At 31.8% G+C, this 21,963-nt stretch carries 18 protein-coding genes; 8 read left to right on the top strand and 10 right to left on the bottom strand.

Annotated elements, in window-relative coordinates; translation table 11 throughout:
- Positions 1-27: 27 nt before the first annotated feature.
- Positions 28-582, top strand: a complete 555-nt coding sequence (locus V8G69_RS02855) for a sigma-70 family RNA polymerase sigma factor (RefSeq protein WP_394880244.1) — start codon at positions 28-30, stop codon at positions 580-582.
- Positions 583-827: 245 nt separating this feature from the next.
- Here the strand turns inward: V8G69_RS02855 and V8G69_RS02850 are convergent, their stop codons facing one another.
- Entirely contained in the window at positions 828-1,676 is an 849-nt protein-coding gene (locus tag V8G69_RS02850) for a hypothetical protein (RefSeq protein ID WP_394880243.1), read from the bottom strand.
- Positions 1,677-1,796: 120 nt separating this feature from the next.
- On the opposite strand from V8G69_RS02850, the gene gcvP reads away from it, so the two are divergent.
- The 4 genes from gcvP to V8G69_RS02830 all read left to right on the top strand — a co-directional run bounded on the left by gcvP (position 1,797) and on the right by V8G69_RS02830 (position 7,230).
- The gene (gcvP, locus tag V8G69_RS02845) at positions 1,797-4,646 is read left to right on the top strand and encodes an aminomethyl-transferring glycine dehydrogenase (RefSeq protein ID WP_394880242.1); all 2,850 of its coding nucleotides are present in this window, start codon (positions 1,797-1,799) and stop codon (positions 4,644-4,646) included.
- 101 nt (positions 4,647-4,747) lie between these two features.
- Positions 4,748-5,806 (top strand): 3-oxoacyl-ACP synthase III family protein, encoded by a 1,059-nt coding sequence (locus tag V8G69_RS02840; RefSeq protein ID WP_394880241.1) that lies wholly within the window; start codon positions 4,748-4,750, stop codon positions 5,804-5,806.
- A gap of 29 nt (positions 5,807-5,835) precedes the next feature.
- Positions 5,836-6,357 carry a methyltransferase gene (locus tag V8G69_RS02835; protein ID WP_394880240.1) on the top strand — a complete coding sequence of 174 codons (522 nt, stop codon included), beginning with the start codon at positions 5,836-5,838 and terminating at the stop codon, positions 6,355-6,357.
- Between the two features lie 24 nt (positions 6,358-6,381).
- Positions 6,382-7,230 carry a glycosyltransferase family 2 protein gene (locus V8G69_RS02830; RefSeq protein WP_394880239.1) on the top strand — a complete coding sequence of 283 codons (849 nt, stop codon included), beginning with the start codon at positions 6,382-6,384 and terminating at the stop codon, positions 7,228-7,230.
- On the opposite strand, the gene V8G69_RS02825 is transcribed toward V8G69_RS02830, so the two are convergent.
- Entirely contained in the window at positions 7,223-8,032 is an 810-nt protein-coding gene (locus tag V8G69_RS02825; protein WP_394880238.1) for a DNA/RNA non-specific endonuclease, read from the bottom strand. The genes V8G69_RS02830 and V8G69_RS02825 overlap by 8 nt on opposite strands.
- 1 nt (position 8,033) lies before the next feature.
- Positions 8,034-9,698 (bottom strand): alkaline phosphatase PafA, encoded by a 1,665-nt coding sequence (gene pafA, locus V8G69_RS02820; protein ID WP_394880237.1) that lies wholly within the window; start codon positions 9,696-9,698, stop codon positions 8,034-8,036.
- A gap of 111 nt (positions 9,699-9,809) precedes the next feature.
- Here pafA and V8G69_RS02815 point away from each other — a divergent pair, with 111 nt between their 5' ends.
- A complete protein-coding gene (locus tag V8G69_RS02815) occupies positions 9,810-10,547 on the top strand; it encodes an MlaE family ABC transporter permease (RefSeq protein ID WP_394880236.1) in 738 nt (245 codons plus the stop codon).
- On the top strand, positions 10,547-11,314 hold the full coding sequence (locus V8G69_RS02810; RefSeq protein ID WP_394880235.1) for an ABC transporter ATP-binding protein: 768 nt from the start codon (positions 10,547-10,549) through the stop codon (positions 11,312-11,314). Before V8G69_RS02815 ends, V8G69_RS02810 begins: the two co-directional genes overlap by 1 nt.
- Positions 11,315-11,342: 28 nt before the next feature.
- On the opposite strand, the gene V8G69_RS02805 is transcribed toward V8G69_RS02810, so the two are convergent.
- The 5 genes from V8G69_RS02805 to V8G69_RS02785 form a co-directional block, all read right to left on the bottom strand.
- Positions 11,343-12,068, bottom strand: a complete 726-nt coding sequence (locus V8G69_RS02805; RefSeq protein ID WP_394880233.1) for a polysaccharide deacetylase family protein — start codon at positions 12,066-12,068, stop codon at positions 11,343-11,345.
- Positions 12,061-13,848 (bottom strand): glycoside hydrolase family 9 protein, encoded by a 1,788-nt coding sequence (locus tag V8G69_RS02800; RefSeq protein WP_394880232.1) that lies wholly within the window; start codon positions 13,846-13,848, stop codon positions 12,061-12,063. Before V8G69_RS02800 ends, V8G69_RS02805 begins: the two co-directional genes overlap by 8 nt.
- 22 nt (positions 13,849-13,870) lie before the next feature.
- Positions 13,871-15,334 (bottom strand): DUF389 domain-containing protein, encoded by a 1,464-nt coding sequence (locus V8G69_RS02795; RefSeq protein ID WP_394880231.1) that lies wholly within the window; start codon positions 15,332-15,334, stop codon positions 13,871-13,873.
- Between the two features lie 118 nt (positions 15,335-15,452).
- Positions 15,453-16,532 (bottom strand): mannose-1-phosphate guanylyltransferase, encoded by a 1,080-nt coding sequence (locus V8G69_RS02790; RefSeq protein WP_394880229.1) that lies wholly within the window; start codon positions 16,530-16,532, stop codon positions 15,453-15,455.
- A 2-nt stretch (positions 16,533-16,534) separates the two neighbouring features.
- Positions 16,535-17,128, bottom strand: coding sequence for a SprT-like domain-containing protein (locus tag V8G69_RS02785; protein WP_394880228.1), 594 nt, complete (start codon positions 17,126-17,128; stop codon positions 16,535-16,537).
- Positions 17,129-17,267: 139 nt separating this feature from the next.
- Here V8G69_RS02785 and V8G69_RS02780 point away from each other — a divergent pair, with 139 nt between their 5' ends.
- Positions 17,268-17,888 (top strand): hypothetical protein, encoded by a 621-nt coding sequence (locus V8G69_RS02780; protein ID WP_394880226.1) that lies wholly within the window; start codon positions 17,268-17,270, stop codon positions 17,886-17,888.
- Between the two features lie 157 nt (positions 17,889-18,045).
- Here the strand turns inward: V8G69_RS02780 and V8G69_RS02775 are convergent, their stop codons facing one another.
- Positions 18,046-18,681 (bottom strand): HAD family hydrolase, encoded by a 636-nt coding sequence (locus V8G69_RS02775; RefSeq protein ID WP_394880225.1) that lies wholly within the window; start codon positions 18,679-18,681, stop codon positions 18,046-18,048.
- Positions 18,682-18,684: 3 nt separating this feature from the next.
- Positions 18,685-21,918: a T9SS type B sorting domain-containing protein gene (locus V8G69_RS02770; RefSeq protein WP_394880224.1), complete on the bottom strand. Its 3,234-nt coding sequence runs from the start codon at positions 21,916-21,918 to the stop codon at positions 18,685-18,687.
- Positions 21,919-21,963 lie beyond the last annotated feature (45 nt).

Below are 21,963 nucleotides of genomic sequence, written 5' to 3'. Positions count from 1 at the left end.
ATATGTTATTTTTATAAAAAATTATTCATGACTAATCACCAACTAAATCCTAATAAGTGGATTGACTTATATGCCGATTACTTATTTAACTACACTATTTCTCGTGTTAATAATAGAGACATAGCTCAGGATTTGGTACAAGATACTTTTTTAGCGGCTTTAAAATCAATGAAAAACTTTAAAGGAGAAGCCAATGAACGCACTTGGCTTATCTCTATTTTAAAACGAAAAATCATTGATTATTACAGAAAAATAAATTCAAATAAAGGAAAAGCTGAAGTAAGAATTACATCAAACAACGATTCGGAAACTGATGGAGATTGGTTGGAAGAACGTGTAGCTGATCCTTTTGACAAAACTGCTGAAGACACCATGCAAAACACTGAATTGGGCGAAGCTATTTTTAAGTGTTTAACAAAACTACCTGAAAAGCAAGCAGAAATTTTTAGAATGAAAACCATTGAAGGTCTTGAAACTGAAGATATTTGTAAAGAATTAAACATCACTGCGTCTAACCTTTGGGTTATTATCCATAGAGCTAGAACAGCTATGGCATCATGTCTTAAAGAAAATTGGTTTTAATTATGAGTAAAAAACTTAATATAAAATTACCTTGCAGTGAAGCAAATCATGTTTGCGATAAATCACAATACAAAGAATCGTCTATTTGGGAAAAAATTAAGCTCAACCTCCACCTATTATACTGTAAAGCTTGTAGAGAATATAGCAAACAAAACTCCAAATTATCATTCATTATCACAAAATCAAAGGTGACTTGCATGGATAAAAAAAATAAGGAATGTTTGAAAAATGAGTTTGAAAAAGCTTTAAAAGAAAATAAGCTTAAGTAAAAATAATACTAAAAACAACCATAAAACAGGCAGTCCTTCTACCCAAAATGCACAATAATACTTTCCTTGTTTTTCTTTTGAAAAAATTATAAATAATAGTGTAATAAAAGTAAATATCAGCAATGTTAATAACTGATTTAAAAGGACTTCCTTTTTAAAAAATTCTAAAATAAAAAAAATAAAACCTAAAATAACCCCCATAATTTTAGTACCATTTACTCCTAATTTCTGAGGAATAGTAGAGAGTTTTAAACTATCAAATTGCAAATCCCTTATCTCAAAAGGTAGCATTAACATGATCACCAACAAAAAACGTTGAACACTCACAATTACAACATCTGCGTCAATAACATGATTATTGTTTATTAAAGGAAGATAAACTGTAACGCCTGTCCAAACCAATGCTATTAAAAACACCTTTAACCCACTTACGTTTCTTAAATTACTGCTTGTTTCTAAAAGCTTTTGTCGTGGCAAAAATGGGACAGCATACAAAAAGGTTATTATTCCAAAAATAAAAACAATCAACAAGGTGTTTCTTTCAATCTTTAATGCGTAATAACACATTAACACAAAACAAATAAGAGAAAAAATCTGAATCCATTTCAACCAAATAGATAAACTAAGATGTTGAAATTTAGCAATTTCAAAAAACTTAACAAAATTATATCCTGTTATAGAAGCATAAAAAATGAAATACAAAATGCTTTCATCATAAGAAATCTTAAATTCAATTAGCGTTAACCATGACAGAGAAAATACAGCTAATGCTACATGAATACTGCTATTTATATAAAAATTTAAAATATGTTTTAAAAACCGCATGACACAAAAATAACTAAAGTGTTAATAACGCCATTATTTCGTTAAAAACTTTAAGCCATACTGCTTAAAAAGGGTGATTAATTATGTAATTTTGCGCATCAATTTTCAACTAAATTATAAATGAATACAAACGCTTTTGCACTGCGTCATATTGGTCCAAGAGAAAACGACCAAAACCTAATGCTAAAAACTTTAGGTGTAGATTCCTTAGATCAATTAATTTATGAAACCATTCCTGATGACATTCGTTTAAAAGAGCCATTAAAATTAGACGAACCCATGACTGAGCATGAGTATTTGCTTCATATCCATGAGTTATCTAAAAAAAATAAAGCTTATAAAACTTATATAGGTTTAGGGTATTATCCAACTATTTTACCGGCCGTTATACAAAGAAATATTCTTGAAAATCCAGGTTGGTATACTGCTTACACACCTTATCAGGCAGAAATTGCCCAAGGACGTCTTGAAGCTTTACTAAATTTCCAAACCATGATTACCGACTTGACAGGAATGGAAATCGCTAACGCATCTCTACTTGATGAAAGTACAGCCGCTGCTGAAGCCATGAGTTTGTTATTTGCAGTTCGCGAGCGTGATCAAAAGAAAAATAACGTAAATAAGTTTTTTGTTTCTGATACCATATTACCACAAACATTATCATTGTTACAAACAAGATCTAATCCACTTGGTGTTGAGTTGGTTATTGGTAATGAAAACTCATTTGATTTTTCTTCTGAATTTTTTGGAGCCATATTACAATATCCAGGGAAAGATGGACAAATAACTGATTTAAAATCATTTATAAGTAAAGCCAATGAGGCTCAAATAAAAGTAGCTGTTGCTGCAGATATTATGAGTTTAGTTAAATTAGAAGCTCCGGGGAAATTTGGTGCTGATGTGGTAGTTGGCACTACACAACGCTTTGGAATTCCTATGGGTTATGGCGGACCTCATGCTGCATATTTTGCAACCAAAGAAGCCTACAAGCGTGATTTACCCGGAAGAATTATTGGTGTTACCAAAGATGCAAGCGGAAATAGAGCTTTACGTATGGCGCTTCAAACCCGCGAACAACATATTAAGCGTGATAAAGCCACATCAAACATTTGTACTGCACAAGTTTTATTAGCTGTTATGGCTAGTATGTACGTTGTTTATCATGGGCCAAAAGGATTAAAATTCATAGCCAATAAAATTCATAATACAGCTTCAACTCTTTCAGGTGCTTTGGTAAAATTAGGTTTTAACCAAGTTAACACATCTTATTTTGACACTCTTCAAATTAAGACTGACTCCAAAAAAATTAAAAAAATTGCTAAGGATAAAAAGGTCAATTTCTTTTATCCTGACAGTGAAACCGTAACAATTTCAATCAATGAAACTACTTCTGTTAGAGATATAAATTATATTATAACCGTTTTTGCTGAAGCAGCTAATAAAGAAACTATTGTTATTTCTTCAATTTCAGAATTAAACAACATTTCTGAAAAATCACAAAGAACTTCAGATTTCTTAACGCTTGATGTATTTAATAAGCACCATTCTGAAACCGAATTGATGCGTTACATAAAATCTCTTGAGCGCAAAGATTTATCATTAAATCACTCTATGATTTCTTTAGGTTCTTGTACCATGAAATTAAATGCCGCTTCAGAAATGTTACCATTAAGTTGGTTTAAATGGGGAAATATCCATCCATTTGCGCCACTTAAACAAGCAAAAGGATACTTAACTGTATTAAAAGAATTAGAAAACCAGTTAACAGAAATCACAGGCTTTGCAGCTACTTCACTACAACCAAACTCTGGTGCACAAGGAGAATATGCGGGTTTAATGGTCATTAAAGCTTATCATGAATCACGTGGCGATTATAATAGAAATGTTTGTCTTATTCCATCATCGGCTCATGGTACAAATCCAGCAAGTGCTGTTATGGCCGGAATGAAAGTTGTTGTAACAAAATCAACTGCTGAAGGAAATATTGACGTAGAAGATTTACGTGAGAAAGCTGAATTATATAAAGATAATTTATCTTGCTTAATGGTAACATATCCATCAACACATGGTGTTTATGAGTCTGCTATCAAAGAAATTACAAAAATTATCCATGATAATGGCGGACAAGTTTATATGGATGGTGCTAATATGAACGCCCAGGTTGGATTAACAAATCCTGGAAGTATTGGTGCTGATGTTTGCCACCTAAATTTACATAAAACCTTTGCTATTCCTCATGGTGGTGGTGGCCCTGGTGTTGGCCCTATTTGTGTTGCGAAACAGCTTGTACCATTTTTACCAGGAAACCCATTAGTTAAAACTGGTGGTGATAAAGCCATCACAGCTATATCAGCTGCCCCTTTTGGTTCGGCTTTAGTATGTCTGATTTCTTATGGCTACATTAAAATGTTAGGAGAAGAAGGATTAACCCAATCAACAAAAATTGCCATCTTAAATGCTAACTATATCAAGCATCGTTTACAAGGAAGTTTTGACACATTATATTCAGGTGAATGTGGAAGAGCTGCACATGAAATGATAGTAGATTGTAGAGCTTTTAAAGCAAATGGCATTGAAGTTACAGATATTGCAAAACGATTAATGGATTATGGTTTTCATGCACCAACTGTTTCTTTCCCTGTTGCTGGAACTTTGATGATTGAACCAACAGAAAGCGAAAGCAAACAAGAGATTGATCGTTTTTGTGATGCTATGATTTCTATCAAAAAAGAGATTGATCAGGCTTCAAAAGATGATGAACATAACGTTTTAAAAAATGCCCCTCATACTTTGGAAATGATTACATCAACAAATTGGATTTATCCATACTCTCGTGAAGCAGCAGCTTTTCCGTTAGACTATGTAAAAGACAACAAGTTTTGGCCTACGGTAAGACGTGTTGATGATGCTTATGGAGACAGAAATTTAATATGTACTTGCGCTCCAATTGAAGCCTATATGGAAGCATAAATGAGCTGTTGAACATCGTAAAAATCTTCATAATTTAATTTGCCTTTAATTTATAGTAACTACCTTAGTTACCAACTAAATTAAAGGCATATTTTATATTTATGAGTATTAAAATTACCGGTACAGGAAGCTACATTCCAGATACCATAGAAAAAAATGAAAACTTCAACCAACATACATTTTTAAACACAGATGGCTCTCCTATTAATAGTGAAAACACTGTAATCATTGAAAAATTTAAAGCCATTACAGGCATAATTGAACGTCGATATGCAAAAAATCATTTAAACTCTTCAGATTTAGGTTTTTTTGCAGCCGAAAAAGCTATTATAGACGCCAATATTGACCGAGAGGAATTAGACTATATCATTGTAGCCCATAATTTTGGTGATGTAAAGTACAATACCATTCAAAGTGATCTTTTGCCCTGTTTAGCATCTAGAATTAAACATAGTTTGCGAATAAAAAACCCAAAATGCGTAGCTTATGATATCCTTTTTGGTTGCCCAGGATGGATTCAGGGAGTTATACAAGCTGAAGCTTTTATAAAAGCAGGTATTGCTAAGAAATGTTTAGTTATAGGAAACGAAACCTTATCAAGAGTGGTTGACAAATATGATAGAGATTCCATGATATATTCTGATGGTGCTGGAGCAACAGTAATAGAAGCTACTGATGATGAAGGAGGTATTTTAGCTCATGAAGCAGCAAGTTTTACTTATGATGAAGCTTACTATTTGTTTTTTGGAAATTCAAACAATCAAGAATTATGTAGAGATACCAGATACATTAAAATGGATGGTCGTAAAATCTACGAATTTGCTTTAACAAATGTGCCTAACGCCATGAAAACGTGCCTTGAAAAAAGTGGTGTAGACATAAAAGATGTGAAAAAGATACTCATTCATCAAGCTAATGAAAAAATGGATGAAGCCATTGTAAAGCGCTTTTATAAACTCTACAAAACAGATATGCCTGAAGACATTATGCCAATGAGTATTGATAAATTAGGCAATAGTTCTGTAGCAACAGTACCCACTTTATTTGATTTAATTAAAAACAATAAATTAGAAAATCATAGTCTTTCTAAAGGCGATGTTATTATATTTGCTAGCGTTGGTGCAGGTATGCACATTAATGCCATAGTTTACAAATATTAATAATACCGCATTAGCGGAAACACAAAATAATGTACGAGAAAAGCTATCCTAACAAACGCTTCAAACATACTATTGAGTTTTTAAAAAATCATATTCCTAATACCTATTCAATTTTAGATTTAGGTGTTGAAAATCCTTTTTCAGAAATCATGAAATCTGAAGGTTATATGGTTGAAAACACAAAAGGAGAAGATTTAGATATAGATACTTCTGCCATTTCAAATTCTCAAGTAAAAGTCGTTACTGCTTTTGAAATTTTCGAACATTTATTATCTCCTTTTACGGTTTTACAATCTATAAAAGCAAACCAATTAATTGCCAGTGTCCCGCTTAGGTTATGGTTTTCATCTGCTTACAGAAGCAAAACCGATATGCGTGACAGACATTATCATGAATTTGAAGATTGGCAATTTGATTGGTTATTGGAAAAAGCGGGTTGGAAAATTATTGATAGACAGAAATGGACAAACCCTACAAAGAAAATTGGCATCAGGCCTTTATTGCGTTGGTTTACCCCTAGATATTATATTATATATGCTGAAAGGGTTTAACTTTGAATAATTAAATTTTCAATTTTGAATTTCTATATCATCATTCCTGCGCATAACGAACAAGATTCCATTGGACTTACTTTAGATTCTTTGGTTCATCAAACGCTTCTACCAAAAAAGATTGTAGTTGTTAATGACAATTCAACAGATGAAACTCAAGATATTGTAGAAAGCTACTCAGCAAAATATAATTATATTCATTTAATCAACACAACATCTTCAAATGAACATTTACCAGGTTCAAAAATTATTAATGCCTTTTATAAAGGTTTTGATACCTTGGATGAAAATTACGATGTGATCTGTAAATTTGATGCCGATTTAATTTTTCCAAATGATTATTTAGAAAAACTATCGAAACATTTTCATCATAACAATCGCTTTGGAATGGTTTCGGGTTTTTGTTATATAGAAAAAAAAGGTGATTGGATTCTTGAAAATTTAACACGAAAGGATCACATTAGAGGAGGACTTAAAGCCTACAGGAAAGATTGTTTTATTGAAATAGGAAAATTAAAATCATCTATGGGTTGGGATACCGTTGATGAATTACTTGCAAAATACTATAAATGGGATATTTTAACTGATGAAACTTTACATGTAAAACATCTTAAACCTACAGGAATAAACTACAATAAAGCTTCAAAATACATGCAAGGCGAAGCCATGTACAAAATGCGTTATGGCTTTATAATCACTTTAATTTCTGCTTTAAAATTGGCTTACAGAAAACGTAGCTTTACTTTGTTTACAGATTATATGGCCGGTTATTTTAAAGCTAAAAAAAATAAAATAGATTTTTTAGTAACTGCTGAAGAAGGTAAATTTATCAGGAATTTACGCTGGAAAGGAATGTTGGAAAAATTCAATTAAAACTCCAGTTTTTATAATTACTTGACGCTTCAAGTTTGTTTTCTATATTATCATCCAATTCAGGAAAAAAATCAATACCAGTAAGTTTTTCAACCTCATCTACAGATACAACAAATTTATAGAGTGGTTCATTTGAGTTTTCATGCGGCATTAAAAAAGCTATCATTTTTATTTTCCCATGATTATTATCTAAAATGAATTTATAGAATTGATTTGGAACAGAAACATGTTCATATCCAATTGTTTTTAAATGCCCTTTAAGAACTCCGCCAGTTACTACAAAAACCCCGTCATATTTATTTGCCCAATAACGCACTTTTTGCTCTAAAATATTCCAGATACCTGCATTAAAATCATGCTCCTGAGGACTAATATTACTTGTCAAAAATGTTTCATCGTAAGCTGATTCACTATAATTTCTATCGCCTGCAGGACATAAATGTCCGCGGTCATAACCAGAGTTTTTATAGTTTTTCCAATCTGCTGCTCCAGATTTCACAGCTTTATCAATTTCAAAATATGGCCTTTCAAAATTTGCGTTAGAGAGTTGTTCTTTTTTTAATTCATAAGCAACCCATTCTGCTTGCTCATTTGGTTCACTATAAGATAATGAATATCCTTCATGATGTACAATTTGACCTGTAGTACTTGTAGGCAAAAAATATTCGTTTGTTTGTTTCTTAACAGTAGAACCTTGTTTTACAATGTTGGTTTGCTCTTCTTGATTTAAGAAATATTCATACCCATATACTCCTAAAACAATTAGTATAGCTAATAAAGAATATAGTTTTGTTTTTCTCAAACTAGTTAAAAACAAATTCTAAAGGTTCTCCTTTATTTCCACTTGGATAGCTAATATCCAATAAGGCTGACATTGTTGGAGCAATATCTATTATTTCTGTTTTTTGAAAAGTCTCCCCATGTTTTATGCCTTTTCCAAAAAACAATAAAGGTACATGGGTGTCGTATTCAAATGCTGAACCATGGGTTGATCCTGTTTTACTATATGATATGAAGGCTGTATCCAATACATAAATGACATCTCCCGAACGTTTTTGATTGAATCCGTTTTGAATTAACTGCTCAATACCTGTTGAAAAAGATGTACTTGTCATGGCAGTTGCTGTATAAGCCTTATCAACAAAATCGTATGTAATAATTTCATTTACTATGGCTTCTTGAACGTCATCCAAATCTAAATCCAACTGGTGTATCTTTTCTCTGTTTAAAAATATTTGATAATTACTAATACTTTCAATCAAATCTGAAGCTCCAAAAGTAGCTTTCATAAAATCATTTATTTTTTTACTAAAGTCACTTGAACTAAAATAACCTGCTGGTATTTTTACACTTTGCAAATAGGAAGGCACATCAACAGCAGCATGATCTGCTGTTAAAAAAACAGTGTAATTACCATTTCCTACTTGCTCATCTAATGACTTAAAAAGTCTTTCTAGTTCTAAATCTAATCGTAAATAGGTATCTTCAATTTCTTTTGAATTAACACCAAAATTATGTCCAACATAATCCGTACTTGAGTAACTTACCGTTAAAACATCAGTTATATTATCAGAACCTAGTTTTTCAGCTTTAATAGCTTCAATAACAAAATCTGTTGTTAAACTATTTCCAAAAGCAGTAGTTTTTAAAATATCATAACCTTCATTTTGGTCTTTTAAAGTTTTTAAATCATAAGGAAATGTTGCTGTTTCTTTTCCTTTAAAACCTCCTTCAAAATCATTTAAATCGCTTCCACTTTCTGTATATGTTGAAATATCATATAAAGTATTCCATGTTTTTAAATAAGACTCCACTGAATGCTTTTTATTAAAATCAACTACCCATTTTGGAAGTTCATTCATATAAAAAGTACTTGTTATCCAATTTCCTTCATCTTTTCCTTGAAACCAATAGGCTGCATTTGCTGTATGACCAGCAGGTAAAATAGCACCTCTGTCCTTAATAGCAATACCTATAGTTTTTCCTTGCATTTGGGTAAATAATCTGTTTTCATCAGAGAAAGTGGTTGTTTTCATTCTTTGAGGAGACATTTGTCCTGCATCAGTTACAGTTCCAACAGATTGAACAGAAGTATCCTCAGCACAATAAACACTCTTTTTTATTTCTTTATCATACCAGTCATTTGCAATAATACCATGGTATTTTGGCGTTGTTCCTGTATAAACTGACGTATGACCTGGTCCAGTATATGTTGGAATGTAATTAAAATGATTGTTTTTGCAATTAAACCCTTCATTCATCATGCGTTTAAAACCTCCTTCACCATATCTATTATAAAAGCGAGTTAAATAATCGTATCGCATTTGGTCAATCACAATACCTACAACAAGTTTTGGGCGTTCATTAAAACTACTTGCACTAGGAATTTGATTTTTTGTTATTGAACTTTGGGCTAAACAAACACTTGTTATAGTTACCAATAATAAAAGAGAAATAAAACGTTTCATTTTTGTATTTATATTTAATTATTCAAAAATACATATTTTAAAACATCATAATTTAAAATTAAAGTTAAATACCTTTAACTTTTTTTTACTTTAGCATCAAGAAATTAAAACATGACATACCTTCAATATATAGGCACCTATTTTTTAATGATTGTTGAAATGTTTCGCAAACCTACCAAGTGGTCGGTTATGAAACAGCTTATTTTTAAAGACATTGATGACTTGATTATTGGCTCGTTAGGAATAGTCGCCTTTATTTCATTTTTTGTTGGTGGCGTTGTTACCATCCAAACAGCGTTGAATATAAGTAATCCATTAATTCCTAAATATTTAGTTGGTTTTGCTACAAGACAATCGGTTATTCTTGAGTTTGCACCTACATTTATTTCCATCATTATGGCTGGAAAAGTTGGTTCATTCATTACATCAAGTATTGGTACTATGCGAGTAACAGAACAAATAGATGCACTAGAAGTTATGGGAATTAACTCATTAAATTATTTGGTATTTCCTAAGTTTATATCATTAATGCTCTACCCTTTTGTAATATCTATCGCTATGTTTTTAGGTATTCTAGGTGGTATGGCTGCTTGTGTTTATGGTGGTTTTAGCTCGTTAGATGATTATATTATCGGAATTCAAACTGATTTTACCCCATTTCATATTACCTATGCATTTATTAAAACATTTGTGTTTGCGTTTGTTTTAGCAACCATTCCGTCCTATCATGGCTTTTACATGAAAGGTGGTGCTCTTGAAGTTGGTAAAGCCAGTACCACTTCTTTTGTATGGACCAGTGTGGTGATAATCCTTTTAAATTATATTTTAACCCAAATGTTATTGAGCTAATGATAGAAGTAAAAAATATACATAAATCTTTTTCTGGTGTTGAAGTTTTAAAAGGGATTAGCACGTCGTTTGAAAAAGGAAAAACCAACTTAATTATTGGGCAAAGTGGTTCGGGGAAAACGGTTTTTATAAAGTGTTTGCTTGGATTATTTGATTATCAAGAAGGCAGTATATCGTATGACGGAAAAATATTTTCTGAATTAAGTGAAGATCAAAAAAGAAATTTACGTGCCGAGATAGGTATGGTATTTCAAGGCAGTGCCTTATTTGACTCTATGACTATTGCAGAAAATGTGATGTTCCCTTTAAAAATGTTTACCAAGCAAAGCAAAAGCGAAATGGAAGACCGCGTTGACTTTGTTTTAAAACGTGTCAATTTAATTGATGCCCATAATAAAATGCCAAGTGAAGCTTCTGGTGGTATGCAAAAACGTGTTGCCATTGCAAGAGCTATTGTAAATAATCCCAAATACTTGTTCTGTGACGAACCAAACTCTGGTCTTGATCCAAAAACAGCTATCATTATAGATAATTTAATTCAAGAGATTACAGATGAATATCAAATTACAACCGTTATTAACTCACATGATATGAACTCGGTGATGGAAATTGGTGAAAAGATAGTGTTTTTAAAAGACGGATTAAAAGCTTGGGAAGGTTCTAAAGAAACTATTTTTAAAACCGATAATGAAGTTGTAACCGATTTTGTTTACTCTTCTGAATTGATGAAAAAAGTGCGACAAATGTATATTGAAGAAAAGCAATAATTTGTTTGTTAAACTATTATACGTTTTGTTAGAATTTTTTGAAATCATACCCTTTATTCATCAAATAACTTATAAGCTCATCTAAATGTAAATAGAGTTTATCTTTTCTTAAAGGATTTGTTCCTGGATGAATTAGTAAATGAAAGCCATTCATCCCATTTAATTTTTCGTATTCATAAATGCTCTTTAAAATAGCTTCACTTGAAATATAATTTGACATGTCTGGAGTTGTATAATCAGCATTAGATCGTGTTCCCGAAGAATAATTTATTGTTATTAGATTAAGCTCATTTGCTATTTCAACAACCTTTTTATTATACCATTCATAAGGAGGCATAAAATACAAAGCTTCAACACTTAAGTCGTTTAACAACTTAATATTTCTTGAAATATCTTCCTTTATTATACTTGTAGAATATAATAAGCTATCTCTTTTTGACCAATCACAATACAAAAGATGCTTATCTGAATGCGCTCCAACATAGTGTCCCTGATTAATAATACTTTTCACTAAATGTTTGTGACTTCGAACAAAATCTCCCGTAAAAAAGAAAGAAGCTTTAATTTTTTTGGTTTTTAACACCTTCAAAACATAGTCAAAACCCTCATAATAATCATGTCCTGTAAAGCATAAAAAAATATTTTTTTGTAAAGTGTCAGATCTTACTAAAGCCCCTTCTACATCAATAATATTTTGTGCTTTTGCAGAACAAAAAAATCCTAAAATTAAAATAGAAAAAACAATTCTATTCATCGCTTAAATGTGTCAATATCAGCAACAATTCTGCAGAACCATCTAAGGTAGGCTCATTAGTACTGTAGTCCATCCAATCGTCTCTGTACTTAATGTGTTTCGGTTGCAAATGCTCATATTCGTCAGGTTCAGAAAGTTCAATAGCAATCATTTTTTCAAGAATGGTAGTCCAAAGTGGCCCATCAACCAAACTTCCTTTAATAGTTTCTTTATTAATTACCCAAAAAGGCATATGAACACTAACAGGCGTATCTGCATTTTCAGGAATTCCAGTAATCATACTTGAATTCCATGGATTTAATCCTAACAGCCAATTGATATGATCTTGCATAAGAGTGCGATATTTTTTAGAACCCGTCATCTCTTCATATAACATGGCTTGTGTGGCCACTGCTGCAGCCAAATTATTAGAACACCAAATAAACAAATGTCCTACACCATATACATTTTCTGATGTTTTTTGCTGAATCTTATCCAAATTATGTTCGTAATAAGCTACCATTTGTTGCTTATCTTTTTCTGAGCCAACTTGCCACAATGCATAATGCCCCATGTTTACAAAAGGGTACATTTCATAGTGATTAGCAGTTTCCCGTTCCATCCAGGACCAGTTACCTATAATTTTGGCATATTTACGAGCATCTTTTAAATATTTCATTTTTTTTGAAACTTTATATAACTGTGCTGCTGCCCATTCCATATCGTCTGCCCATGTATTTTCTTCGTATCGATATGGTGCTCCAAAGCTATTGCCTTGTTGGTATCCTTCATTTTTTTGTCCCATTTCATATAGTTCAAGAGCCGCTTGCATGCAAGTTTTTGCAAAAGTTTCATAACCTTTTAAATTAATGAAAATCTCGTAACCTAAAGCTAAAGTAGCTGCAGAACGTCCTGCCAGATTTGAAATACCAGTTGCCTGACTTTTATATTTTGAAAGGCCTTGTGGCTTTCCATCTGCAAAATAGACAGGACGGAAACTATTGGGTCCCCAACCATAATCGGCATTTTCTTCATGGGGTAATTTGAAACCTCTGTGGTCTCTATCATCTGCAACTTGATGATATAACTCATTGGGTTTTGGATGTAGTTTTAAAATCCACTCGAGTCCCCATTTTGCTTCATCCAAAATGTCAGGTAAATCATTTGTCCCTTCTAGTCCTTTAGAATCAAATTTATCCAAAAACTTTTTAGGATTGGATTGATATGCCATAAGCAATCTTGCAGTAGTATTGCTACCAGTAATTAGATATTTTAATTGATCACCTGCATCATGCCAACCACCAGTGGCATCAATTTGTGTTGAATCTGGTCTAATTCCAAAAAAACTCAACCCATCTTTTTGGTGGCAAAACTCTTTGGTGTGAGGATTAAATCCACAGCGTTGTGTTCTAATAAAACCAACTACATCTTCGTCCCAATTTGGGTAAGGGCCAATTTTAAAAGTATTACTTAATATGTTTTGTTCAGTTCCATCCTGAAATTCAAAATAATAAGTTCCTTGTTGTTTAAAATCAGAAAAGTCTATAACATAAGAATAAGAAAACGGATCCCAACTGCCTTCACTTAATATACCATTGTATTTATTTAAGACTACTCCTTTTTCGTCTTTTAAAATCAAAGTAGGTTCTATTAGTTCTTTTTTACTTAAAAGGATAGCTTTCTTCGGATTTTCTATTGGGTAACCTGCCAAATTAACCCTTATCTCAACATCTTGTTCTGCTTTTAAGGAATTATAACAAAAACAAAAAAACGCTACGGCAATAATTCGAAAAACATTCATATTCTAATTTAAAAACAGTTCTTTAATTAGCTCGTTTAACAACCAAAGTGTCTAAATTTAATTTCAGTTTCAACCATTTTTCAAGTTTCTCACTATCCTTAACCCTTGCTTTTTCATTAGCTAGAGAATCAATCCATTTTACTGTAAACACAGTAACTGTATCTGTTTTTGTGAAATTGGTATTAATAACATTCGAATAAGAAAATTGAGCTAAATTTTCATAATTTATTTTTACTTCTTTGGTCAATTCATCAAAAGGGATATAATTTTTCTCCAATTTTGAAAGCTGTTTTACTTTACCTTCGAGAAATGATATTTTTTGTGTTTGTGATAATAAATCCAAGGAATCTCTGTAACGCAATTCTTCCATATATTTAAAATTATCTAACCCTTTGGATCTGTTTTGATTGAAGTTTAATTTTGTAGCCGATAAGGCGCTATAATCTCTCATTCTGCCATCTAAAAGATTAATGGTTGATTCAGGAATTTCATCCAATCCAAAAGTATTAATATCAATAGATGAATTATTCCTGTCTACATAACTATAAATGGCGTTATTTTTCATGTATTCAAAATGAGGCAAATCTTTTAACTCACTATTTACAAAAGCTTTGGCGTCTCTTGTAAAATTACTTTCCTGTAGCACGTTAATAAACGTCCAGATTGCCGGTATCATCACAACAATTGCTAGCAAAGAAGCTATTCGACCAATACGTTTTCGCTTTGCAGAGTTGACGTATTTAAGCATAGGGAAACGCAGCACTTTTAAAATGATAAAAGTTGCCAACGCTATAAAAATGGTGTTAATTGTAAACAAATACATAGCGCCACCAAAATATTGCCAATTACCTTTTGCCAAACCATAACCTGCTGTACATAATGGTGGCATTAAAGCTGTAGCTATAGCGACACCAAAAATTACAGAAGCAATGGTTCCTTTTTTTGTTCTGGCTATAAGAAGTGCAGAACCGCCAAAAAATGCAATTAAAACATCTCGAATATCTGGTTTAACTCTACCTAAAAGTTCTGAAGTATCTTCACTTAGCGGAAACAAATAAAAGAATAAGAATGCGGTTAATAAACTTAAGGCTATCATGATACCTAAATTTATCAAAGAACGTTTTAAAGTATCAACATCGTTGATTGCTATTGATAAACCAACTCCAAGAATAGGTCCCATAAGAGGAGAAATTAACATGGCTCCAATTACAACTGCCGTTGAATTCGCATTTAATCCAATGGAAGCCACAAAAATAGAACACACTAGAATCCATGCTGTAGCTCCTTTAAAAGGAATATCGTTTTTAATAGCTTCAACAGTAGCCTCTCTATCTGTTTCTTCTCTAAAATCAAGCAATTCTTTTAGAAACTTTTTAAGACTTATAAATAAGCCTTGTGCATCTTTTTTAATAGTCTCTTTTGTTTCCTCTACCGAAGAATCCTTTTTGGTTCCTTCTTCGGAAAAATTGAATTTATTTTCTTCCATTGACTTATTTATTAAACACCAATAACATAAATATATTAAAAAAATAATGCACTGGTTAATTAAAATATTTTCACCAATGCATTATTTCTTTTTTATCTAAAATAAAGGTTAGTTAAACCTATCCGTATTGTTCTCCAAACTCACCTTTTACCTTTTGAAGCACTTTTTTAATATCCTGTTCTTTTGCTTTTGGGTAAATTAGCAGCACATCTTCCTTATCTACAATTATATAATCTTTCAGTCCATCAACAACTACAATTTTATTGTTTTTGGTTCTAATCATGTTTCCTGAAGCATCCTGGGTTAAAGTTCTTGAATTTACTACAGCATTACCTGTTTCATCCTTATCCAGTTTATCATACAAACTTCCCCAAGTTCCAAGGTCATTCCAATCAAATTCTGCGGCCAAAACATATACGTTTTTCGACTTTTCCATAATAGCATAATCCACTGAAATGTTTTCTGATTTGGCATAATTTTCTTGAATAAAATCATACTCAAGTTCTGTATTATAAGTAGCCAATCCATTTTTAAATAACTCATAAAGTGCAGGTTGACTACTTTGAAAAGCTTTAATAACACTTTTTACGCTCCACATAAAAATACCAGCATTCCACAGGAAATTACCTTGAGAAATAAACTCTTTAGCGGTTTCATAATCTGGTTTTTCTCTAAATTGATTTACAGCTTTTATAGTCTCATTTGAAGTTTTATCAAACTCAATATAACCGTATCCCGTATTTGGAAATGTTGGTTGAATTCCTAACGTCATTAAAGCATCATTCTCTGCGCAAAAATCAAACGCCTGTTGCACGTTGTTGGAAAATGTTGTTTCATCTTCTATCCAATGATCACTTGGTGCTACAATCATAATAGCATCAGGATTTTCTTTTTGAATTTTTAAAGAGGCATATAAAATACATGGCGCTGTATTACGCATTGCAGGTTCTAAAACCACTTGACGTTGTGTTACTTGTGGCAATTGTTCAAGCACTAAGTCGTTATAACGTTCATTCGTTAAAATAAAAATATTTTCTTGTGGTATTAATTTTGCAAGTCTTTTAAATGTTTTTTGAATAAGTGTATCTCCAGTTCCAAGCATGTCATGAAATTGCTTTGGAAAAGCTTCTGTACTTACAGGCCAAAATCTTGAGCCCACACCACCTGCCATTAAAATGGCATAATAATTTTTGTTCATAATTATATTAATTCTACTTCTACATTCGGATTGAAAAGATACAACTTTCCTGTTTTAACCTCAACACATTCATAACGTTTTACACGCTTATCTGCCTTTTTAAATATTTTGCCATTGTAAATTTTAAAAGTACTTCCTAAAGGCACTTCAAAAACATATGTTTTATCAAATGATTCGTCAAATTGCTTTAAGGCATAAGCTAATGCTACATCGGTATCACTGGATGCTTTTGGGTTTTTAAAATGCTTCGCCAAAAGCTGAAGCAATTCATTTGGGAAAATCTCAGGATTTAAAAATGGAAGCATTAAATGCTGAAAGCTTCGCTTCCACTCTATTCCATGTGGTTTTATAAATCTACCATAATTTTTATAGGCTTCAAAATGAGCTATTTCATGAATAAGGGTGATTAAAAACCGATATTCATTTAAATTAGAATTGATGGTTATTTGATGTTTACCGTTTGGTAATCTTCTATAATCTCCATGCCTTGTTTTTCGCTCATTTTTAATTTTAACAATCAGATTATCATGCTCTAAAAGGTTTAAAACCTGTGGCATTGCCTTAGATGAAATAAAGTTTTCAAGTTTGTTTTGCATTACGACAAAAATACATGAATTATTGAAAGTAAAAAACGTTGATTTTGTCAGAAAAAATTTATAACTTCGTTTAACAGTCGATAAATAAACATTGAAACGTTTTTTATCTAGGCATTACAAAACATTTAGAAGAAACAATATGAACAAAAATTTATCTCTGCTATTTTTGATATTTATATCAATTTCCAGTTATGCTCAAAATTCAAAATCTGACTTTTTAGTTACCAAAGAAAATGACACTATCTTTTGTAAAGTAGTTGGTTTAAAAGGAAAACAGATTGAATTTATTCAAAACGGAGAAAATAAAAGCAAGAAAAAGAATATTTTTAATTTTTTGGACTTAAAAATCGCGGACTTATCAGTAATTGAAAACCCTCTTAATTTACAAATCGAAAAACCTGAAAACGGATATGCACACGTTTATCTTTATAGACCTTATGTTTATACAGGTTCAGCTTTAGCTTGTAAAGTAGAATATAATGGAGAAAAATTAGTTAACCTTAAGACTTACAGCTACTATCTACATAAAATAAAAGCTGGTGAAATTCATAAATATAATTGGAATAATAGTAAAAAAGACATACTCGAAATAGACGCTGTAAATGGAGAGATTTATTTTATCAGAGGTTCATTTGGAGCAAGCTTTGAGCCATGGAATACGATTTCAACTGTGAGAAACGGAATGAACATTTTCTTAGATAATCCAAATACATCAAAGTATGCTATTTTGACAATGAAAGAAGTAAGTCCAAATTATTAAAAAACGTTTTGTAACACCGTGTAAAAATAATTGCTTGGTTCTTGCCTACTCGGAAAATCCTGCGGATTTTCCTCTGGTTTGTTCCTTTTTTAGCAAGTTAGCTACTTACTAACACAACTATCCTTAAACAAACACATTAAACGAACCTCCAAAAAAGTCATAACATTTTTAAAAGCTGTCGCATATCATTAAAGGTTTTAGTGACAATTCCTTCCAATTCATTGTTATAATCATGTGCGGTAAACCCAAACACATCAAAACCTCCCGCAAGAGCTCCTTTAACACCTAATAAACTATCCTCAACAACAACACATTCGTGTGGTTGAAACCCCATGGTTTTTGCTGCCCATAAAAACACATCAGGTTCTGGTTTAAATTTTTGAATGGCATAACAACTAAACAGTTTGTTTTCAAAATATGGTAACAACCCAACTACATTTAAATTAAACCTCATCTTAGATTCCATACCACTTGAAGCTACACAAAAAGGTAATTGTAATTGTTCAATAACTTGGGTAACCCCTTCAATGGGTTTTAGGTGTTTTTCAAATTCCTCCAAACTTCGTGTTCTATACTCATTTTCAAACGTCTCTGGAATGGGTTGTTTTACCAAAGTTGAAATGATATTTACACAATCTTTAAAATGACTGCCCTTAAAGTGGTTCATAGCAAAACCTAAATCGATTTCAGCACCTAAGTCATTTGCCATATCTACAAGAGTTTGGTTTCCAATGGGTTCACTATCTACCAAAACACCATCGCAATCAAAAATGACACATTTGTATTTGCTCATAGATTATCTTTTTAACGAAAAATGTCCATTAAACTCATTCTTATCATCTAATTTTACTGTAAACCAATAATCTGATGACAGCATTTTTTCTCCATTAAATGTCCCATCCCAACCATTACTATTTGGGCTAATTTGTTTTAAAAATTTACCATATCTGTCGTAGATAAAAATTTCAGCATTTGGATAGTCTATAATACCTTTTATTTGCCAAGTATCGTTTACACCATCGCCGTTTGGAGTAAAGTATTTAGGATAATCTATAATAATGACTTCTTCAAAATCCTCACCACATCCCAAAGCATCTCTAACCGAAACCGTGTAAATTCCTCCTAAAACATTGTTGAAAAAATTACTACTTTGATAATTAATGCCATCAATAGAATATTCAAAATCGCCATCACCCGAAGCATTTATTTTTATATAATTATCATTAGATAGTTCTTGGTACTCTACATTAACAATACTTGGAAGTTCTGAACGAATCAACTTAAAGTCAAAACTCATTTCACAATAAATGCCATTATTGTTTTGTCCAACCGTAAGTGTGTAATTTCCAGCATTAATCAAATTAGCCTGATAGGTGTTTGAAATAATTGCTCCATCTTGATATTCCCAATTATAAGTATCAAAATCACTTTCAACACTTACGCCTAATGATGTCTCTAAATTGCATAAAAAATAAGAATCCTCCATAGAAACTAATGGCAGTTGGTTTACAATTAAATTAAAACTGGTCTCAGAATAGCATAAACTATTGAGTTCATTTTCTACCCTAACATAAATTGTTTGCGACCAAGCTTGTGTATTTTGAAAGATAGCAGACAAAGGACTTGGTAATTGATTGTTTCCTGAATCAAAATAAGTAATTTTAAGTCCATTTTGATTTCCTATAATTTCGGTTTCAATGTGTGACAAATCAAAATTTGCAAACCCATTTCCTAAATCACAAGAATAAAGTGTTTGAGGTTGATCTATTTGTGGTTGAGACGCTGTTTTTAAAGTTACCGAAGTTTCGGAAAAGCAAGTAGTTATTGGATTTGTAACTCGTACTATAATTAATTCCTCATTAGGAATTGTATTGGTATAAGGGTTTGGCAGCGGGCTTGGCAATGGATTACCGTTGTAATCAAAATAAGATACTTGTAAACCTGTTTGATTGCCTAAAACTTGAGATTCAATATTTGAAGTATCAAAATATTCTGAAATACCATCGTTGTTGTCGTCGCAGCCAATTATTTCACTTAAGATATTTGCTGTGGGTAGTGGAATTACTATTAAATTAAATGTAATCTCATTAGAACAATTAGTATTAATATTAGTTACTTTTCCTATTACAGTCTCTTGATTAACAACTCTATTTACAGTATTTAGTGAATTGATTAATTCCCCATCTTGATGATAAAATTCAACAACCAAGTCTGAGTTTCCATTTTTAATTTCAGATTCGGTTTGGGTTAAATCAAAAACTGTAAAACCATCAAAATCGTCATCACAAACCTCTAAATCTTCTACATTATCTATATTTAAGTTATTTGAATTAACAATTAAATCGAATGTAGTTTCTGAATAACAACAAAGATTTCCTCTATCGGAAACTCTCACTGTTATGGTTTCCCTACCCTTGATTCTATTAGAAAATGGATTTGGTAATGAGTAATATTTATGCCCCGATTCATCAAAGTATAAAATAGTCTTATCTGTTTGTCCATTCAATACTTGTTGCTCAATAGCAGAAACATCGAAAGATGTAGAAAAGCCTGAGTTAAAACTATCTTCGCATGCATAAATATTGTTAATACCGTAAGCTGTTGGAGGTTGCCTAACATCAATTATCTCTGTTAAAACTTCAATTCTTCCATCATTTGCTGTGACAGTTGCTGTGACAGTAAAACTACCATCAGAAGAAAAGTCATGAAAAGGTGATAAATCATTAGATATATTATTTATTCCAGAAGTAGGGTCTCCAAAATTCCAGGATACTGAAGCAACTTCAAACTTATTCTCTACACTAAATTCTTTTAAAAACTCAGAACAAATATTTGTAATGCTCATTCCAAAAATGTTCGACTTTTGGTTTACATCACCAGATACTTTTACATAAAAATTAACTTCAGGCTTACCCATATCTACCGTTGAAGTATAACACTCTGGTGCACAGCCTCCATTTTCTGATTTAAGCCAAGATAAATCGTTACTTTGCTCTGAGCCAGCTATAAATGCCGCAGAAGAATATCCAGGTCTTGGCAAATTGTAAACTTCAACAAGTATCATTTCTACATTAGCAGGCACAACTACTGGATTAATAAAATCTACAATAAAAATTCGAGGTGTGATTCTATCATCAAAATAAGGAATGTCTACAATTTGGCTACTACCTAATAAGTCTGCACTAGAAAAGGAATCAGGAAAATTGGAATCAATTTTATATATATTAAATTGTATTTTCGTGTCCCATTGAGCAGCAGAAAAAGCAACTTCTCCTTTATCAATTATATATTCTTCATCAATCGAAACTCCAAAATCTTTCAAAACAAATGTTCTAGCAAATTTTAAGCCTCCACCTGTACAACTATACTGGTTCATCCAGATAGGTGGATCGTTCAAATTATGTGTTAAAGTTGTATTTGTTCCTGTGTTTATTGTATTAAAAGGCTCACCAGTAACATTGATATAAAAATTCGCATTTGGAACAGGAACACTTAAATCCAAAGTGGATGTATGCGTGTAATATTCTCTGCAACCCTTGTACCAAGAAAAATCATTATCACTTGCTGTACCAGCAATAATTACCTCTGCAGAATTAGGATTATAAAAATCTACAAACTTTACAATTTCGACCAATATCATTTCCACGCCTGACGGCACTATTATAGGTGTTGTTAGATCAATTTGTATAACTTGTGGAGTATCAATGCTTGGCAATATTCCAAAGCCTCCGGCACCCAATTGACGTGGTGGTGAGTTAGGAAAATCAGAATCAATACTATAAACACTCAAACCCAAATAAGCTCCATTATAAGATTTACTAATTCCAACTTGAGCTGACCTAATAATAAACTGTTCACTTGTATCTAAACCAAAATCTGACAATTTGAAAACTCTTGCCCAAGATTCGTCTTCTTCACATGAAGGCATTCCTGTATCAATAGGAGTTGTTCCAATATTATGTGTTAAAGTAATTTGAGCAAATCCTATTCCTAGGTTTAGCAAAAAAATAAAAGAAAGAATATTCCTCATAGGAACAAATATATAAAACAGAAATTAATTGATTTATATTTTCTG

It is taken from the genome of Gaetbulibacter sp. M235, assembly GCF_043876835.1.
Classification (GTDB): domain Bacteria; phylum Bacteroidota; class Bacteroidia; order Flavobacteriales; family Flavobacteriaceae; genus Yeosuana.
Note: the sequence above shows the minus strand (reverse complement) of the source record. Positions and strands in the feature narration are given on the sequence as shown.

What these genes read in the sequence shown, in the direction of transcription:
- V8G69_RS02855 (WP_394880244.1), top strand. Translation starts at nt 28, where the DNA reads ATGACTAATCACCAACTAAATCCTAATAAGTGGATTGACTTATATGCC.
- V8G69_RS02780 (WP_394880226.1), top strand. Translation starts at nt 17,268, where the DNA reads ATGAACAAAAATTTATCTCTGCTATTTTTGATATTTATATCAATTTCC.
- V8G69_RS02840 (WP_394880241.1), top strand. Translation starts at nt 4,748, where the DNA reads ATGAGTATTAAAATTACCGGTACAGGAAGCTACATTCCAGATACCATA.
- V8G69_RS02785 (WP_394880228.1), bottom strand. Translation starts at nt 17,128, where the DNA reads ATGCAAAACAAACTTGAAAACTTTATTTCATCTAAGGCAATGCCACAG.
- pafA (WP_394880237.1), bottom strand. Translation starts at nt 9,698, where the DNA reads ATGAAACGTTTTATTTCTCTTTTATTATTGGTAACTATAACAAGTGTT.
- V8G69_RS02770 (WP_394880224.1), bottom strand. Translation starts at nt 21,918, where the DNA reads ATGAGGAATATTCTTTCTTTTATTTTTTTGCTAAACCTAGGAATAGGA.
- V8G69_RS02800 (WP_394880232.1), bottom strand. Translation starts at nt 13,848, where the DNA reads ATGAATGTTTTTCGAATTATTGCCGTAGCGTTTTTTTGTTTTTGTTAT.
- V8G69_RS02835 (WP_394880240.1), top strand. Translation starts at nt 5,836, where the DNA reads ATGTACGAGAAAAGCTATCCTAACAAACGCTTCAAACATACTATTGAG.
- gcvP (WP_394880242.1), top strand. Translation starts at nt 1,797, where the DNA reads ATGAATACAAACGCTTTTGCACTGCGTCATATTGGTCCAAGAGAAAAC.
- V8G69_RS02815 (WP_394880236.1), top strand. Translation starts at nt 9,810, where the DNA reads ATGACATACCTTCAATATATAGGCACCTATTTTTTAATGATTGTTGAA.
- V8G69_RS02805 (WP_394880233.1), bottom strand. Translation starts at nt 12,068, where the DNA reads ATGAATAGAATTGTTTTTTCTATTTTAATTTTAGGATTTTTTTGTTCT.
- V8G69_RS02850 (WP_394880243.1), bottom strand. Translation starts at nt 1,676, where the DNA reads ATGCGGTTTTTAAAACATATTTTAAATTTTTATATAAATAGCAGTATT.
- V8G69_RS02810 (WP_394880235.1), top strand. Translation starts at nt 10,547, where the DNA reads ATGATAGAAGTAAAAAATATACATAAATCTTTTTCTGGTGTTGAAGTT.
- V8G69_RS02790 (WP_394880229.1), bottom strand. Translation starts at nt 16,532, where the DNA reads ATGAACAAAAATTATTATGCCATTTTAATGGCAGGTGGTGTGGGCTCA.
- V8G69_RS02775 (WP_394880225.1), bottom strand. Translation starts at nt 18,681, where the DNA reads ATGAGCAAATACAAATGTGTCATTTTTGATTGCGATGGTGTTTTGGTA.
- V8G69_RS02795 (WP_394880231.1), bottom strand. Translation starts at nt 15,334, where the DNA reads ATGGAAGAAAATAAATTCAATTTTTCCGAAGAAGGAACCAAAAAGGAT.